Source organism: Erwinia sp. JUb26 (genome assembly GCF_003751505.1).
Lineage (GTDB): Bacteria > Pseudomonadota > Gammaproteobacteria > Enterobacterales > Enterobacteriaceae > Erwinia.
Map to the genome: position 1 here is coordinate 690,375 of NZ_RJVB01000001.1, position 17,461 is coordinate 707,835.

Consider the following 17,461-nt stretch of genomic DNA (forward strand, 5'->3'; position numbering starts at 1 on the left):
GCCTTCAGCCAGAAGTCATCATGTCAGGACGACGTATTCCGTATGGTTTTTAAACGATATTTTTGAGCGCTGAATATACAGAAGCCTGTTTTAAAACCACAAAATATTTAAGACTATTTACTATCATTTTATACAGAGAATTTATATTTATTCGCTGAACAGATCTGTTCAAGATGATTAATTTGTGACGCAATGCAAAACTCCCGGACGAATTACTTAACATAGCTATGACAATTGATTTATAAAGCCCTCGAAATTTAACAGTGTGCAGTTTGGTTATCTTTCAAAGATAGTTTCAAATAAACAGGGATATACCCCATCAGGAAGATGCCTCACAAACTCTGACCCTCAAGATGACACGATCGGCTGGTTCGCTATCTTTCAGGGATGCTCCCTGCGGTATTGGGTCTCAGCGATTTTCATCGCCGCAATCCTGACATTCGCTCCATGCATTTCAGGGCGTTTATTTGTATTTAATTTTTAACGGGTATTAATTACATAGGTTTTTAAATGAACAAAGCAGGTTTTTATCTACTCTATTTAATTGGAGGGGTATTTGCGCTACTTGGCGTGCTTCTTGCCGCTGGTGGTGTATATCTCATTTCGTTAGGTGGTTCATGGTTTTATGTCTTTGCCGGTGCAGGGCTGGCGTTGACGGGTTGGATGATGATCAGGCAGCGTATCGCCGCGCTGTTGATGGCAATAATTTTGTTAGTTGTTACGACTGTTTGGGCATTCTATGAAGTTGGCTTAGACTTCTGGCAGTTAGTACCGCGCACGATTGCCTTCTTAATCGTTACCGCGATCGTGAGTGCGTTCTCCTCCATGCTGAAGACCCGCCAGGGGGCTCGCAGCATCCGACCTAAGCTGGCGTTGACGCTGACCGCCGTATTCAGCGTGGGCGTGATTGCCGTTTTCGCCGGTATGTTTCAGCCTCATCCAGAAGTCAGTGCAAAAGGAAAACCGGTCGCGCCGGTGGTCAATCCGGACGCGGGCAAGGAAGACGGCGACGACTGGCGTTCATGGGCGCGTAATTCCAGCGGGCATCGCTTTGCCCCCTTCACGCAAATTAATAAGCAGAACGTAAAAGATCTGGAGGTTGCCTGGACCTATCGCACTGGCGATCTGGCGATTAACGGTGCCGAATATCAGGTTACGCCGTTAAAAGTGGATGACACCGTTTATCTCTGTACTCCCTTCAGCAAAGTCATCGCGCTCGATCCGCAGTCGGGCAAGGAACGCTGGCGCTTCGATCCTAAACTGAAGCCGGGTGCCGGTGAAGGTGATGGTGGTAAAGGCTGGCAGCGGTGCCGTGGCGTAGCGTATACCGAAACGCCAACCGCGAACCCGACAGAGCTGTGCCAGGCACGTATTGTCCTGACCAGCATCGATGCCAGACTGTTTACGCTCGATGCTAAAACAGGCCAGATGTGTCCGGGCTTTGGCGACAACGGCAGTGTTGACCTGCTGAAAGGCCTCGGCCCGCGCGCGCCGGGTGTCTACTTCCCGACTGCGGCACCAACCGTTGCCGGTGACCTGGTCGTCGTTGGTGGACTGATCGGCGATAATGACAGCGTGGGGCAACCTTCGGGCGTGGTGCGCGCCTATAACGTTCGCACTGGCGCGATTACCTGGGCCTGGGATCCAGCAAACCCGAAACGCGGCACGCCGTTACCTGATGGCGAAGTTTATCCGCCGGAATCGCCAAACTTCTGGGGTACAGCGGCCTACGATGCCAAACTGGGGTTAATCTACATCCCAACCGGCAACCAGACGCCTGACTTCTGGAACGGAAACCGCCACGACTACGCCGATGAGTATAACGACTCCATCGTGGCCATCGATGCCAAAACCGGTATTGATAAATGGCATTTCCGCACCGCCAACCGTGACATGTTTGACTATGATGTCTCCACTCAGCCTATTCTCTATGATATGCCGCGTGCGGACGGTTCAACCCAGCCGGTGCTGATCCAGATGACCAAGCGCGGGCAGATTTTTGTCCTCGACCGCCGTGATGGCAAGCCGGTGTACCCGGTTGAACAGCGTAAAGTCTCCACCGATGCCATGCCGGGCATGAAGCCATGGCCAACTCAGCCGTACTCTTCACTGTCGGTGGGCGTTTCGCCATTAACCGAGACGGACATGTGGGGAGCCACGATCTTCGACCAGCTCTACTGCCGCATTCAGTTTAAACAAATGCGCTGGGAAGGCGAATTCACCCCGCTGTCGGATAAAAAGAAAACGCTGATCTGGCCGGGCTATTACGGTGGCACGAACTGGGGCGGCGGCGCGCTGGATACGTCCACGGGCACGCTTTATGTTAACGATATCCGCATGGCGATGTGGGCACGCTTCCTGACCCGGGAAAATGCGGCGAAGGTCGGCCTTGCGCCATCAAGTGAAGGTGAATATTCCCAGCAGCTGGGGACTCCTTGGGGCGTTGAGCGTTCAATGTTCGTCTCGCCGCTCGGTGTTCCCTGCTTTAAGCCACCGTTTGGTTCAATGACGGCAATCAATATCCTGACCGGTGAAACCCGCTGGCAGGTGCCGATGGGAACGCTGCAGGATGCGCGCATCCGTAATGGCTTCCTGCCTGAAGAAGGCCTGGTCCCTCATCTGCAAATTCCGGTAGGCATGCCGACGATGGGCGGTCCGATGGTGACCAAAGGTGGTTTAACCTTCTTCCACGGTAGCCTCGATTACTACCTGCGTGCGCTGGACAGCGACACTGGCGATGAGCTGTGGCGTGGACGACTGCCGGTAGGCGGTCAGGGTGCGCCGATGACCTATATGGGTAAAGATGGTCGCCAGTATGTGGTGGTCGTGGCCGGGGGCGCAACGCGAACCGGTACCAATAAGGATCGCGGCGACTATGTGATTGCCTACGCGTTACCGCAGGAACCCGCTAAAAAATAAGTGCGGTTAGCCCAAAGCAGGAGAATTATCTCCTGCTTTTTTACCCCCATCCCCCCGATCACTTACGCACGTCTTATCCTCCGGGCGTTAATGCGAACTGGAAGCCTTCAGCTTTATCTACCTTTCTCTGCTGATATTTGGCGGTGCGGCGATGTCGACGTTTTTCCGCCAGCGTAAAAATGTGTCGCGTGCCGGAAACGGCATTATTGCGCTCCTGTTTATGGGCTTCGCGGCGCGTCTGGCGACCCTGTCCGCTTAGGTTACCGTACGGCAGATTTATGCCCCGTCCTGACCGCGCCGGTTACAATGAGCGCGGTTGCGCTGGGAAGGAAAGCCCCTGCTGAATAAATTCAATCAGCGTACGCGTTCTGACCGGTAAATAGCGACGGTTGGAATAAAGGGCATAAAGCTGTAGCGGCGCGGCGGGCCGATCGAAATTCACCTCGATTAACCGCCCGGCAGCGATCTCCTGGTGGCATGCCTGAGTGGATAAAATCGCGAACCCGACGCCCGCAACGGCCGCTCTGCCGGCCATCTCTCCGCTGTTCACGCGATAGCGTCCGTTTACCGACACGGTATCGAAGCCCCCTTTCCGGTTAACAAACTGCCAGGCCGCGCCGTTAAGGGCATTCACTGTGGTAATACAGGGTAAGTGCTCAAGCTGCCTGATGTCTGTCGGCATGCCACAGCGTGAAATAAGGTCCGGGGACGCCACAACGGCACAGGGAATATCCAGCAGGTGGCGGGCAACATAATCGCAGTCCGCCATCTGTCCGCGCGTAATAATAATCGCCAGGTCCAGATCCTCTTTTAGCGACTCCAGACCGGACAAATTGGTCGTGCAGCTGAGCTCAATATCCGGGTAGCGGCAGGCGAATTGGGCAAGAGGCGTGCCGAACAAAATCGGCCCAATCTCATTGGGAATACACAGCCGCAGGGGGCCTTTCAGCTGGACCTGGCCGGAGGTTAATTCGGCTTCGGTTTGTTCCAGCGACGCCAGTAGCGGTTTCACCCGCGTGTAGAGCAACTGCCCGGAAGGCGTCAGTTTACTGTGGCGAGTGGTGCGTTCAATGAGTTGAATATTCAGACGTTCTTCCAGCTGAGTGACGGAGCGGCTGACATTAGATGTTGGCACATTCAGCGCTTTTGATGCGCCAACAAAGCTGCCCTGTTCAATCACCGCAACAAAAATTCTCAACGAGGTGAAGTCCAGATTACTTCGCATGAATTATCCCGAAAATGATAATAATAAAACCCTTTTTTACCAGCTAATACTCATAATTGATAGCGATTAAGCTGTGTACTTCATCAGTTTTAAGGTAGAAAAATGTCGACTTTTCAACACAACGCACCCTGGCGCCACACTAAACGTCTGGCATTAGTCATTTCATTTGTCCAGTTTGCCAACGCACTTGAATATATGGCGTTTAATCCGCTCTTTGCTTTTATGGCGGTAGATTTTACCGTACCCGTCTCCTGGTCCGGCTACGTTTCGGGTCTGTACACGTTGGGTGCGGTGATCTCCGGATTTTCTGCTTTTTTCTGGCTGGGAAGGATAAATAAAAAACGCTTTTTAATCATCAATATGGCGCTGTTGGGAATGTTAACTGGGTTCACGACGCTAACCACCCATTTTGAGACGCTGCTGATCTTACGATTCTGCGCTGGCGCGATCGGCGGTACGACAATGGCTGCAGCGATCGGTCTGCTGATTAATCAAACGCCGGTAAACCTGCGAGGAAGAATGTTCGCCACGGTCATCGCGGCCTTCTCGGCGGTGAGCATCGCCGGCATGCCGGGCATCCTTTTTCTGTGTACTCATTACGGCTGGCAGCTGGCGCTATATGCTATCGCTTTGCTGTGCCTGCTTTCAGTTCCCCTGATACTGCTCGCCGTTCCGGCTGACAACTCATCTGAACAGACCGTGCAGCGGCCGATGTTAAAAGCGGAAACGCTGCTGTTTGCCTCTGCGAATGCTCTGGTACAGTTCAGCCCGATGCTGATCGTTCCTGTACTGGTGCCGCTGCTGACCCAGCGTCTGGGATTACCATCAGATCTGCTTCCGCTGATATTTATTGTCGGAGGCGTTGCAGGCTATCTGGCGACGAAAATGACCGGGCGGCTGTTGACGTTCTGCTCCATACCGCGGCTGGCCATCGCCTCAACGTTGCTGTTTGTGCTCAGCCTTGTTCTGCCTGCCACGGGTTATGCGGGTCCGGTGTTGTTTATGATCCTTTTTCTGGGGACCTCCTACAGCCGCCTGGTAATCTCATCCGTGGTCACGATGGCTTTCCCCGACGATCGGCAGCGTGCAGGGTTTGTGTCTCTGCAAACGTCCTTAATGCATCTTTTGACTACCGTCGCGTTCTTTCTGTGCCCCCTGCTGCTTGGCGAAAATGACATGGCAGCAGGCAGTGTCAACAGACTCCTGCTTTTTGCCGCTGCGGCGGCTGCGATCATCCCGCTTTACCTTGCTGTTTTGCAAAAGAAACTTCGCCAGCGAGATCGTTGCTAAAACGAGTAGCTCTTTCCCACCGCATCAGCTCAACGTATTGATAACGCGGGCTATATATTTTTTTACACAAGACAATGAAATCTTTACAATGAGCTGGTAAAGAAAAATGATTATCATAATCATTTAAACCACTATTCCGCATGAGGAATGCTTTTATGTCTTTTGTTGGCAGGGAAAACGGTGCCGCTAAGCGCGCATCGGTTGTTAAACATACTTTTACCGTTTCACTCCTGGCGCTGGCGATTCATACGCTGTCCCACCCGGCGCAGGCAGCTGATACAACGCCCCCGTCGCAAAAGGATAAAGCGCAGCAGGACCTGGTGGTAACGGCGACCGCGGACGACGGTGATGCCAGCGAGGCGCAGGACTATCAGGTGAAAACCACCCATGCCGGAACCAAAATGCTGCTGGCCCCGCGTGACGTGCCGCAGTCGCTGAGCGTGGTGACAAAACAGCGTTTTCAGGATCAGGACCTGCAGTCGGTGGGCGACGTGCTGGATAACGCCACCGGCGTAGCGACCGAGCTGATCGACAGCGAGCGCTCGGCCTACTTCGCCCGTGGCTTCCAGATCAGCAGCTACACCTATGACGATATTCCCACCTCGGTCAGCGATACCTGGAACTATGGCGACGCCGCCGAAGACACCGCGATCTATGACCGCATTGAAATCGTGCGCGGCGCGACCGGCCTGATGACGGGCGCGGGCAGCCCGGGTGCGTCGGTGAACATGGTGCGTAAGCATGCGGACAGCAAAGAGGTCACCGGCAATCTCACCGCCAGTTACGGCAGCTGGGATAAACAGCGCTATGTGGCCGATGTCTCCTCCCCGCTTAACGAGGCGGGTACGGTGCGCGGCCGAATTGTGGCCGGCTATCAGGATCAGGACAGCTGGCTGGACCGCTACCACAAAACCAAAAAATTCCTCTACGGCGTGATTGATGCCGACCTGACCGACAATACCACCCTGTCTCTCGGTTACGACTACCAGCAGAGTAATACCGGAAACCCAACCTGGGGCGGCCTGCCGACCTGGTACAGCGACGGTTCACGCACCCGCTTTAACCGCAGTACCAACCCGGCGGCTGACTGGACGCGCTACAGTACGGATTCCCGCAAAATCTTTGCCAACGTCAGCCACAACTTTGACAACGGCTGGTCGTTCCGCGTCAATGCCACCCACGCGGAAGAAACCTTTAACGATAAGCTGCTTTACGTGATGGAGTTTCCGGACGCCACCACCGGCCAGGGTGTCTCTGGCTTTGGCAGCCAGGACCGCGGCAAGCGCAAGCTGGAATCAGTGGATACCTACGCCAGCGGCCCGTTTGAACTGGCCGGTCGCCAGCATGAGCTGGTTGCAGGCGTCAGCTACAGCCGTCAGCACAACGCCACATACAGCGCCGACGGCGCGCTGGATTATGACCAGATGGGCGATTTCAATAGCTGGGACGGCAGCGCACAGGAGCCGGAATGGGGCGACTGGTATCTGAATGCCGATGACGTCGTGCGGCAGAAATCCGCCTATACCGCCGCGCGCTTCTCGCTGGCCGATCCGCTGGCGCTGATTCTGGGTGCACGCTATACCGAGTGGAGCACCATAGGCAGCAGCGGCGACGTCAGCAAAAACAACATTACGCCGTACGGTGGCCTGGTCTATGACATCAACGATACCTGGTCCGCTTACGCCAGCTATACCTCGATCTTCCAGCCGCAAACCTACCGCGATCGCGACGGTAAGTACCTGTCACCGGTCACCGGTAAAAACTATGAAACCGGCCTGAAATCCGACTGGTACAACGGACGTCTGACCGCCACCTTCGCCGTGTTCCGCATCGAGCAGGAAAACGCCGCGCAGGCCGACGGCGACAACTTCGTTAACGGATCCAGCGAGCAGGCCTACTACTCGACCAAAGGCGCGGTCAGCAAGGGTGCCGAGTTTGAGATCAACGGTGCGGTTACCGACAATCTGCAAATGACCTTCGGCGCCACGCGCTATGTGGCAAAAGATACGGAAGGCCGCTTCAACAGCAATATGCCGCAGACCTCCTTCAAACTGTTCACCCGCTACCAGCTGCCGATGCTGCGCGAGCTGACCGTGGGCGGCGGCGTCAACTGGCAGAGCCGCACCTTCCAGGATGCGACAGGACCGGACGGCGAAACCACCCGCGTTTACCAGAGCAGCTATCCGCTGGCGAACCTGTTTGCTCGCTACCAGGTTAACAAGCAGGTGGCCGTGCAGGCCAACGTCAATAACCTGTTTGACCGCAGCTACTACTCCTGGCTGAGCGACTACGCCGTGTACGGCGCGCCGCGCAACTACTCGGTCAGCGTTTCCTATGCCTTCTGATGTTGACACTTCCCGGCGGTTCGCCGGGAGGACCGCGCTTCGTGTTGATTTGCCGCGCCGTCGTCTGCTGACGGCGCTGGCTCTTTTACCGCTCTTTCCCCTGGCATCGGCACGAGCCGCCGTGCCGCAGCGTATTATTGCGCTGGAGTGGCTGCCGCTGGAGATGCTGTTTGCCCTCGGCGTTACGCCGCTGGGTGCCGCCGATACGCACGATTACAGCATCTGGGTGGCTGAACCGGCTATTCCACCGGCGGTACTGGATATTGGCCGCCGTTCCGAACCCAACCTGGAATACATCGCCGAGCTGAGGCCGGATCTGCTGCTGTTTTCCGAAGGCTACGGGCCGCGTTCGTCACAGCTGAATACCATCGCACCGTCGATGGAGTTCAGCTTTACCAGCGAACGGGGCGAGCCGCTGCGCACCGTCAGTGACGGTCTGCTGAAGCTGGCCGACCGGCTGGAAAAGTCTCAGGCTGGGCGCGATCATTTAGCCTGGTTCGATCGCCAGTTAGAGGACGCACGCGGCCAGCTTGCGGGCTTCCGCAGACAGCCGCTGCTGGTGTTTACCCTGGTCGACGACCGCCACGTGATGATCCTCGGAAAAAACAGCCTGTTTGGTAACGTGATGGCCCGCCTGGGCATTGAAAACGCCTGGCAGGGCGATGACAACGGCTGGGGAACGGCGATGGTCGGCCTTGAGCGCCTGGCGACCCTGCCGCCGCTGCGCGCCGTCTGCCTGGACCATCGCGATGAACAGGCGAGAACTCGGGTGGCCGCCACGCCGCTGTGGCAGGCGATCCCGTTCGTCAGGGATAACATGCTGCGTACCGTGCCCGCTCTGTGGATCTTCGGCGCCACCCTTTCCGCTCTGCGCTTCTGCCGGATGCTGCAGCAACAGGAACAACAATGGTAAGAACTCCGTACCGCTCCCTCGTGCTACTGATGCTGGCCGCCCTCGGGGCTCTGCTGCTCAGCCTGTACAACGCCCAGCAGGTACTGCCCCGGCAGTTATGGTTTGATGCCGCGTTTCATCCAGACCGCACCGATATCCGCCAGGTCGTTTTTTATTACACCACCCTGCCGCGCATAGCGGTTTCACTGCTGGTCGGCGCCGGGCTGGCGCTGGCCGGTGTTCTGTTCCAGCAGGTGCTGCGTAATCCGCTGGCCGAACCCGCTACGCTGGGGGTGGCCAGCGGTGCGCAGCTGGGGATCACGCTTTGCAGCCTGGGAATGCTGCCCGGCGGCGCGGCGATGCAGCCGGTGGCCGCCCTGCTCGGTGCGCTGGTCATCGGCGCTGCGGTATTCGGCACGGCCTGGGGGAAACGGCTGTCACCGGTGACTCTGATCCTTGCCGGACTGGTGCTCAGCCTGTACTGCAGCGCGATAAACAGTCTGTTGGCGCTGTTCCACTATCAGGATCTGCAAAGCCTGTTTTTATGGAGCAGCGGTGCGCTCAATCAGACCGACTGGCAGCAGGTTATTTCACTGGCTCCCCGCCTGTTCATCGCGCTGGCAATGGCGCTGCTACTGGTGCGGCCGCTGACGCTGCTGGGCGTGGATGATGACGTCTCACGCAATCTTGGCCTGGGGCTCAACCTCGCACGACTGATGGCGCTCGGGCTGGCGATTGTGCTCAGCGCCCTGCTGGTGAATGCCGTTGGCGTTGTTGGCTTTATCGGGCTGTTTGCTCCGCTATTGGCCAGACTGCTGGGCGCACGTCGCCTGATCCCCCGCCTGCTGCTGGCACCGCTTGTCGGGGCGCTGCTGCTGTGGCTGTCCGATCAGTCAATGGTGCTGCTGGCGCAGGTCTGGCAGGAGGTGCCGACCGGTGCGGCAACCGCACTGATCGGTGCGCCGATCCTGCTGTGGCTGCTGCCGCGCCTGCGGCATTCCGTACCGCCTGCCGCGGCTGATTCGGCACCGGGCGCCGAACGTGCGCGCCCCTGGCTGTGGGTAGCCTGTGCTGCCGGAGTGCTGCTGCTGGCATTGTTTATTGTGCTGATGGTTGGCCGCAACAGCCACGGGCTGAGCTGGGCGGGTGATAATCTGTGGCGCGTTCTGCCGTGGCGCTGGCCGCGCACGATCGCGGCCTTAAGCGCCGGAATCATGCTGGCCATCGCCGGAACGCTAATCCAGAAGCTGACCGCCAACGTGATGGGCAGTCCGGAAGTACTGGGGATCAGCGCCGGGGCCGCCTCTGCGGTGATTGCGGTCATGTTCTTCCTGCCCGCCGCCGGTTTTGCCACCCTGCTGTATGCCGGTAGCGGCGGCGCGGCGCTGACCCTGGCGGCGATCCTGCTGGTCGCCGGGCGGCAGCACTTCTCCTCGCAGCGTCTGCTGCTGGCAGGCGTGGGGCTGGGTACGCTGTTTTCGGCTATCATTTCTCTGCTGCTCGCCAGCGGCGATCCGCGCCTGGGCAACCTGCTGAACTGGATTTCTGGTTCAACCTACGGCGTGGAGCCAGTGCAGGCGGCTTCCAGTATGCTGCTGGCTCAACTGCTGCTGGCCATGATGCCGCTCTGCCGCCGCTGGCTGGCGATGCTGCCATTGGGCAACGACACGGTCAGGTCGCTGGGTGTGCCGCTGGCGCGGTCGCGCATGACGATCCTGCTGTTGGCGTCGGTGCTAACCGCCGGTGCCACGCTGACGGTCGGGCCGCTCAGTTTTATCGGCCTGATGTCACCGCATATGGCGCGCATTATGGGATTCCGCCGGGCGATGCCGCAGCTGGCGATGGCCGCGATTATCGGGGCGCTGCTGATGCTGATCGCCGACTGGTGCGGCCGCATCGTGATGTTCCCTAACCAGATCCCGGCAGGGCTGCTGACCACCTTTATCGGCGCGCCCTGGTTTATTTATCTGCTGCGCCAGCAGGGTCAGGGCCGTGCCTGACGGCGCATTCTGATGATGTTAGTATCGGCTTCTCAACCACTATCATATCAACGCAGTTTAAGGATGAAATGCAGATGAAAACCATTGAGTGCAGCATTCGTGACGTCACCGCCGGGGACAACGTCAAAATCATCACCCCGTCAAACATTTACCAGTGTCAGCTGGGTGATGATGTTTTTGTCGGACCGTTTGTTGAGATCCAGAAAGGCTGCGTGATTGGTCGTGGTAGCCGCGTCCAGTCACACAGCTTTCTCTGCGAAAACGTCACCGTCGGTGAAAACTGCTTTATCGGCCATAACGTCACCTTCGCTAACGATCTGTTCCGCAGCGGCGCGCCGGATCCGGACGCCACCAGCTGGATTAAGATAATAATCGGTGACAACGTCACGATTGGCAGCGGTGCCACCGTGCTGACGACCTCAATTTGCAGCGGTGCGGTAATCGGTGCCGGGAGCGTGGTGATTCGGCCGGTGACGGTAAAAGGCATTTATGCCGGCAATCCGGCGCGTTTGATCCGAAAACTAGCGTAAAAAGTTATCGCTAAGGGCGGTCGTCAGATACCGCCCTGGCTGAATATGCCGGGCAGTTATTATCGATAACTTACCAGTCAGGATAGTGGCCATATTATTCTCATCAGTAGCCTGATTGAGCTTGTTTTTCTTCAACCCTGCGTCTTACCGCTATCATCCTCGACCCCTTTTTTTCTTCTTCGGCGTCGGCTTCAGCTCTTCCCTATAGCTGTTTATCATTTCAGTCAGCTCCAGCATCTTTGTGTTGAGAATACGTGACTCGGCCATGCGAGCCTTGAACTGTTTAAACAGATCCCTGGCGAGCGTTTTACTGCGTATCTCTTCGCAAAGTAAAAACATTTCACCGCACTTTGCCAGGCAGGGAATATTGCCTTTGTGCATCGCCGTCAGGTAATACGATCCCGCAGCGCGATAGTCTTTTTCTTCTTTGCGGATATCGCCCATCATTTCCAGTGCTTCTGTGGCCCGGTGTATCTTCCAGGCTCGCCCCAGCAGCGTGATGGCTGCGTTTCGATCGCGGGTCTGTTCAATAATCATCGCCTGCAGCGTGTTGATTCGCTCCCGGTTCCAATCGTTATGAATGTAAAAGGCAGATTTATCCGTTTCAGATGCGCTGAGCCTCGGGCTGTAGCCGCTGACCAACAATTCTGCCGCCGCAAACATAGCGGGAAGATGGTTCTGCTGCGCCGCCTGCGAGTAATACTTCATCGCCAGCGCATCGTCTCTCACTTCCATCTCACGATGATGAATTTCCCCCATGCGGGTCAGCGCCAGAACGTGCCCAACCTCCGCAGCAACGGCGTGGTATCGCAACGATCTGACCCGCGCATCGCCGAATGCCTCCGAGCGATCCATGGCATTGCCATCGAAATCCGCACGACTGATATTTCGTTCTTCATTCAGGCCAAGATAATAACTGGCCTCTTTAATGCCCAGAGACAGCGCGCTGGTGAAACGGTGTAGCGTCGATGGACTGCGCGAGATCAGGCGATAGTGCTCCAGCAGGCCCAGATTAAAGCACGCTTCAGGCAGGTTGAGTGCGATAGCCGAGATAAGCAGCGTGCGGGCTTTTTCCAGATCCTGCTCATAGTGAATGCCGAGGGCGAAAAATATCGCCAGATTGTTCTGGCAGTGCGGGTCATCATCAATGCCGTTGACGAAAAAGGCGATCGCTTCGCTGTAATCGGCATCGGCACTCAGCGAAGTTGCCTTATAGACTGGAAAATCAGGATGGGTGTAATGTTCGGCAAATTTAAGGCTGTCTGGCAGTTCGGGGCGGGACATGGCGGATCCTGAAATTTTCTTTATATCTTAACCCTGCCCGTTGCCAACGACCAGAGGCGACAGGGAGATTCCCTGCCGCCTGCCAATCAGGCTGGGATATACTGAATCCCCCACTTATTGAGGATTTTTTCCAGCGTTCCGTCCTGTTTCATACCGGTAAGCGCGGCGTTGATTTTCTCCAGCAGCGGACCGTTACCCTTGCGCACGGCAAACGCTACCGGCGAGACTTTCGTGGCCTGATAGGTTTCCACTACGTGCATGCCCTTCAGATTGCCGATGCTGGCCTGGCCTTTCAGGATCGGGTAGTCGTTCATACCGATGCTGACCCGGCCAAGCGAGACGTCGCGCGCCAGGTCAGCCGCATTTTCATAGAACTTCACCTCTTTAGCGATGTTCATTTCGGCAATACGGCGGCCGTAATCGGTACCGGCCATGATGCCGATGGTTTCACCTTTAAAATCGGCCGGGGTGCGATAGACCTTTTTATTGTCATCACGGGCGTAAATGCCTTCACCGATGCCGGTGATCCCTACCGAGAAGTCGACTTTGGTTTTACGCTGGTCGGTCGGCGACATGCCCGCAACGATCATATCGATTTTGTCAGACAGCAGTGACTGCAGCAGCGCAGAGAACGGAATGGCGTTAAAACCCACCTCGAACCCGGCGCGCTTCGCCACTTCTTCCGCCACCTCCGGCATAAACCCCTGAAATTTCCCCGTCTCCAGATCCATAAAACAGGTCGGGCGGCTGGCGGGCGTTGACCCGGCCAGCAGCTTCAGCGTTTCGGCCTGCGCCACGCTGGAAAAAGTGCCGCAGCACAGCGCACCGGCCAGCAGCAAAGAAGACAGACGTGAACGCTTAACGTTGGAGATCATTTTCATTTTTATCGTCCCATTGAGAGTAGAGGTCAGGCAATTTTTCGGCAGTGTTCGCAGTGATGAACGGTGGGTTCCCGCAGTACGCGCCGCAGGAAATCCCGGGTCCTCGGCTCCTGCGGGTTTCCCAGCACCCGGTCGGTGGTTCCCTGCTCAACGATGTTGCCGCTGTGCAGGAAGCACACGCGGTCGGCCACTTCGCTGGCAAACTGCATTTCGTGGGTGACGACGATCATCGTCATCCCCTCCTGCGCCAGGTTGCGCATCACCTGCAGGACTTCGCCCACCAGCTCCGGATCCAGCGCGGAGGTCGGTTCATCAAACAGAATCGCCTTGGGCTGCAGCGCCAGCGTACGGGCGATGGCCACGCGCTGCTGCTGCCCGCCCGATAGTTGCTGCGGCCAGGCGTTGACTTTTTCGCCCAGCCCGACCAGATCAAGCAGCGACTTCGCGCGCTTCTCGGCGACGGCACGCGCTTCACCATTAACGTGGATCGGCCCTTCCATCACGTTTTCCAGCACCGAACGATGCGGGAACAGATTGAAGCGCTGAAACACCATGCCCACCTGGCGGCGCAGGTCGTTAATCGATCGCTGCTGATTGTCTACGCGCTGACCCAGCACGCGGATCTCGCCTCCCTGGTAGCTTTCCAGCCCGTTGATGCAGCGCAGAATGGTAGATTTCCCCGAACCGGACGGGCCGATCAGGCACACCACCTCCCCCTGTTTGACGTTGAAACTGACGCCTTTCAGCACTTCAACCGGGCCAAAGCGTTTATGCACATCGTTAATTTCGATCATTTCAGGCCCCTTTCAGACGGCGGGTTTCCAGGCGTTTGGTCAGCGCCATCAGCGGCAGACACATCGCCAGGTACAGGATGGCGACCAGCGTATAAATAGTGGTGTTATCAAAAGTGGATGACGCCATCAGCTGCCCCTGGCGGGTCATCTCGGTGACGGCGATAGTAGACGCCAGTGCGGAATCCTTCAGCATCATCACCAGCGTATTGCTGTACGGCGGCAGCGCGACGTGGAACGCCTGCGGCAGCACCACGCGCACCATCGCTTTGCCGAAACCCATACCCATCGAGCGCGCGGCCTCCAGCTGGCCGCGATCGACGGATTCGATCCCGGCGCGGAAAATTTCGGCAATGTAGGAGGAAAAACAGAAGGCGATGCCGATCACGCTGGCCTGAAACGCCGTCAGGGTGATGCCGATATCGGGAAACACGAAGTAGATATAAAACAGCACCACAATCATCGGCAGGCCGCGGGTGATGTTAATAATGATCGACACCGGCCAGACGATAATACGCAGCCCGCTCATCTTCCCGGCCGCCCACAGCAGGCCCAGCGGCGTGCTGATGATCAGCGCCAGCACGGTAATCGTGAGGGTCATTTCTGCGCCCTTCAGCAAAAAGGGCAGATAATTATGTACGCTGCTCCAGTCCATTCTTTCTCCCCGGCGATAGTTAAATCGATTAAATAGCCAACAAATATTCAACATAATGAATATCTGCTTCACTAAAAAAGATGTCAACGCACGGCAGAGGTTTGGACATAGGGAATACTTATTGCGCTGAAATCAGCGCAAATAATCACAACAACCTCATCTAAATAAATGATTAAAATGGGTTATTTAGCCTGTGAATTTGGAGGTAAGCAGAGAGATTCAGGATTGACAAAGCCTGACGTTAATTCATTATAGTGAATATTATTCGTCATTCTCCTGCGCTACGGGATACGATCAAATGAGTAAACAAATTCAGTCATCCGCGTTATCCCTTGAGGCAAATATCGGGCTGCGGGTGCGGCAGATGCGTAAGCAGCACGGCCTGACCATCAACGAACTGGCCGCGCTGGCCGGGGTTTCCGCCGGAGCCATCAGCCAGATTGAGCGCAACCAGACCAATCCTACGGTGCGGATGCTGGAGCAGCTGCGCATTGCCCTGAGGGTGCCGTTGACTGCCCTGCTGGATACCGACGAACAGCCCGCCGCCGGGCCGGAACACTTTGTGCGGCGGCGGCAGGATCGCCCGCATTTCCACGTCGGTGAAAGCGGCGTGGCTAAAGAGCTGCTGTCACCGAACGGCGAACACGATTTACAGTTTATGCTGATCGCTATCCCCCCCGGCTCCGGCCCGCGGGAAATGCTGATGGGGAACGGGGAAAAAGCGGGTCTGCTGCTGGAAGGTGAATTGTTACTGACAGTATCTGGTGACAGCGTCACACTACTGCCAGGCGATAGTTTCCAGTTTAAGAGTCATTTAAGCCATAGCGTGTTTAATCACGGCTCAGAGGCAGCGAAAGTGCTGTGGATTATGCAAATCCAGCAACATCATCATCTTTAAATCCGCGTTATCCCCGTGCTTTATTTGCTGATTAACTGAGCGATTCGCCTTGATATTGTTCATTATTTACTCTTTTTGCGCTTTTTTTCGACGCCGAACTCCCTCCTCTTATTGCCATAAATCCCCATAATGCGAAAATTTATGCATAACGCGACTGAAATGAATTAGCGCAAAGACGATTGTTCAGCAAATCAACAACGTATTGATTCCTATGACAAAATCATAAGCGCAACTAATTAAAATTAATCATTGAGTAGCGACTTAAAATGGCCTATATTGGCCGCGTTTTTTCACAGCAGTTAACTTTTCATTCATTTATTCAACTGTGACGTTCTGAAACTCACGGTTGTAGGAGAGATATGATGACGGATAAAGTCCGTATTGATAATTTCGGTGCAGATTCATTAAAAGGAAACAATGAAACCTATTTGGCGCGCCAGGCTGAATTTGAGTCAAATGTTAGGAGTTATCCACGTAAGCTGCCGTTTGCTATCGCAAAAGCAGAAGGCGTGTGGATTACCGATGTTGAGAATAATCAATATCTTGACTGCCTGGCCGGTGCGGGAACGCTGGCTCTGGGCCACAACCATCCTGATATCCTGCAAAGCATCCAAAATGTCATTACCAGCGGCTTGCCGTTACATACACTCGATCTGACGACGCCGTTGAAAGACAGCTTCTCAGAATATCTGCTCTCTTTACTGCCAGGCCAGGGTAAAGAGTACTGCCTGCAGTTCACCGGTCCTTCCGGCGCCGACGCCGTTGAAGCCGCGCTGAAGCTGGCGAAAAAAGTGACCGGTCGTTCCGGCGTGATCAGCTTCTCCGGCGGCTACCACGGTATGACCCACGGTGCGCTGGCGGTAACCGGCAACCTGTCACCAAAAGAAGCGGTCAACGGCATGATGCCGGAAGTGCAGTTTATGCCGTATCCGCACGAATACCGCTGCCCGCTGGGTATCGGTGGTGAGGCCGGCGTTAAGGCACTGACCTACTACTTTGACAACCTGATCAACGACGTTGAAAGCGGCGTGCGTAAACCTGCTGCGGTGATTCTGGAAGCCGTTCAGGGCGAAGGCGGCGTGAACCCGGCGCCTGCCGAGTGGCTGCAGCGCATCCGTAAGGTGACCCGCGAGCACGGCATCCTGCTGATCATTGATGAAGTGCAGGCGGGCTTTGCCCGTACCGGTAAGCTGTTTGCCTTCGAACACGCCGGAATTGAGCCAGACATCATTGTGATGTCGAAAGCCGTTGGTGGCGGTCTGCCGCTGGCCGTGCTGGGCATTAAGAAAGAGTTCGATGCCTGGTCTCCTGGCCACCACACCGGAACTTTCCGTGGTAACCAGCTGGCGATGGCTACCGGCCTGACCACGCTGAAGCACCTGAAAGAAAACAACGTTGCCGGTAAAGTAGCGGCGCAGGGCGAATGGCTGAAAGGCAAGCTGGCTGAACTGCAACAGCGTTACCCGGTGCTTGGCCACGTGCGCGGCCTGGGCATGATGATCGGTATTGAGATCGTCAAGCCAAACGAAGCGCAGGATCACATGGGTTGCTACCCGGCTGACGGCGCGCTGTCCGCGCTGCTGCAGAAAAAATGCTTCGAAAACGGTCTGATCCTGGAACGCGGTGGACGCGACGGCTGCGTGCTGCGCCTGCTGCCTTCTCTGCTGATTACCGATCGTGAACTGGAAATTTTCCTGGATAAATTTGAAAACGCCCTGCTTGCCAGCGGCGTAAAACCGGTCTGAGTGGAG

At 56.2% G+C, this 17,461-nt stretch carries 14 protein-coding genes; 9 read left to right on the plus strand and 5 right to left on the minus strand.

The genetic code is table 11. The features are described 5' to 3' along the window. Positions 1-510: 510 nt before the first annotated feature. Together EC836_RS03270 and EC836_RS03275 are read left to right on the plus strand one after the other, a co-directional pair. On the plus strand, positions 511-2,919 hold the full coding sequence (locus tag EC836_RS03270; protein ID WP_123330064.1) for a membrane-bound PQQ-dependent dehydrogenase, glucose/quinate/shikimate family: 2,409 nt from the start codon (positions 511-513) through the stop codon (positions 2,917-2,919). Between the two features lie 115 nt (positions 2,920-3,034). Continuing rightward, positions 3,035-3,178: a hypothetical protein gene (locus EC836_RS03275; protein ID WP_255416832.1), complete on the plus strand. Its 144-nt coding sequence runs from the start codon at positions 3,035-3,037 to the stop codon at positions 3,176-3,178. A 42-nt stretch (positions 3,179-3,220) separates the two neighbouring features. On the opposite strand, the gene EC836_RS03280 is transcribed toward EC836_RS03275, so the two are convergent. Continuing rightward, the gene (locus EC836_RS03280) at positions 3,221-4,144 is read right to left on the minus strand and encodes a LysR family transcriptional regulator (protein ID WP_123330068.1); all 924 of its coding nucleotides are present in this window, start codon (positions 4,142-4,144) and stop codon (positions 3,221-3,223) included. A gap of 102 nt (positions 4,145-4,246) precedes the next feature. Between EC836_RS03280 and EC836_RS03285 the strand changes: the two genes are divergently transcribed. The 5 genes from EC836_RS03285 (at position 4,247) to EC836_RS03305 (ending at position 11,201) form a co-directional block, all read left to right on the plus strand. Beyond that, a complete protein-coding gene (locus EC836_RS03285; RefSeq protein ID WP_123330069.1) occupies positions 4,247-5,434 on the plus strand; it encodes an MFS transporter in 1,188 nt (395 codons plus the stop codon). Between the two features lie 155 nt (positions 5,435-5,589). Next, entirely contained in the window at positions 5,590-7,779 is a 2,190-nt protein-coding gene (gene fhuE, locus EC836_RS03290) for a ferric-rhodotorulic acid/ferric-coprogen receptor FhuE (protein WP_123330071.1), read from the plus strand. Continuing rightward, positions 7,769-8,692: a Fe(3+)-hydroxamate ABC transporter substrate-binding protein FhuD gene (gene fhuD / locus EC836_RS03295; RefSeq protein ID WP_123330074.1), complete on the plus strand. Its 924-nt coding sequence runs from the start codon at positions 7,769-7,771 to the stop codon at positions 8,690-8,692. The genes fhuE and fhuD overlap by 11 nt, the downstream gene beginning before the upstream one ends. Then, the gene (gene fhuB / locus EC836_RS03300) at positions 8,686-10,671 is read left to right on the plus strand and encodes a Fe(3+)-hydroxamate ABC transporter permease FhuB (protein ID WP_123330076.1); all 1,986 of its coding nucleotides are present in this window, start codon (positions 8,686-8,688) and stop codon (positions 10,669-10,671) included. The genes fhuD and fhuB overlap by 7 nt, the downstream gene beginning before the upstream one ends. A 74-nt stretch (positions 10,672-10,745) precedes the next feature. Next, positions 10,746-11,201: an acyltransferase gene (locus EC836_RS03305; protein WP_123330754.1), complete on the plus strand. Its 456-nt coding sequence runs from the start codon at positions 10,746-10,748 to the stop codon at positions 11,199-11,201. Between the two features lie 153 nt (positions 11,202-11,354). On the opposite strand, the gene EC836_RS03310 is transcribed toward EC836_RS03305, so the two are convergent. The 4 genes from EC836_RS03310 to EC836_RS03325 form a co-directional block, all read right to left on the minus strand. Next, the gene (locus EC836_RS03310; protein ID WP_123330078.1) at positions 11,355-12,485 is read right to left on the minus strand and encodes a tetratricopeptide repeat protein; all 1,131 of its coding nucleotides are present in this window, start codon (positions 12,483-12,485) and stop codon (positions 11,355-11,357) included. A gap of 86 nt (positions 12,486-12,571) precedes the next feature. After that, positions 12,572-13,366 carry an ABC transporter substrate-binding protein gene (locus EC836_RS03315; RefSeq protein ID WP_233599096.1) on the minus strand — a complete coding sequence of 265 codons (795 nt, stop codon included), beginning with the start codon at positions 13,364-13,366 and terminating at the stop codon, positions 12,572-12,574. Between the two features lie 26 nt (positions 13,367-13,392). Continuing rightward, complete coding sequence (locus EC836_RS03320) at positions 13,393-14,160, minus strand: amino acid ABC transporter ATP-binding protein (RefSeq protein ID WP_123330080.1); 768 nt, start codon at positions 14,158-14,160, stop codon at positions 13,393-13,395. A 1-nt stretch (position 14,161) separates the two neighbouring features. Beyond that, positions 14,162-14,812, minus strand: a complete 651-nt coding sequence (locus tag EC836_RS03325; RefSeq protein WP_123330082.1) for an amino acid ABC transporter permease — start codon at positions 14,810-14,812, stop codon at positions 14,162-14,164. 298 nt (positions 14,813-15,110) lie between these two features. Between EC836_RS03325 and EC836_RS03330 the strand changes: the two genes are divergently transcribed. Next, positions 15,111-15,710, plus strand: coding sequence for a helix-turn-helix transcriptional regulator (locus EC836_RS03330; RefSeq protein WP_123330084.1), 600 nt, complete (start codon positions 15,111-15,113; stop codon positions 15,708-15,710). A 359-nt stretch (positions 15,711-16,069) separates the two neighbouring features. Then, positions 16,070-17,455: a diaminobutyrate--2-oxoglutarate transaminase gene (locus tag EC836_RS03335; RefSeq protein ID WP_123330086.1), complete on the plus strand. Its 1,386-nt coding sequence runs from the start codon at positions 16,070-16,072 to the stop codon at positions 17,453-17,455. The last annotated feature ends 6 nt before the right edge of the window (positions 17,456-17,461 follow it).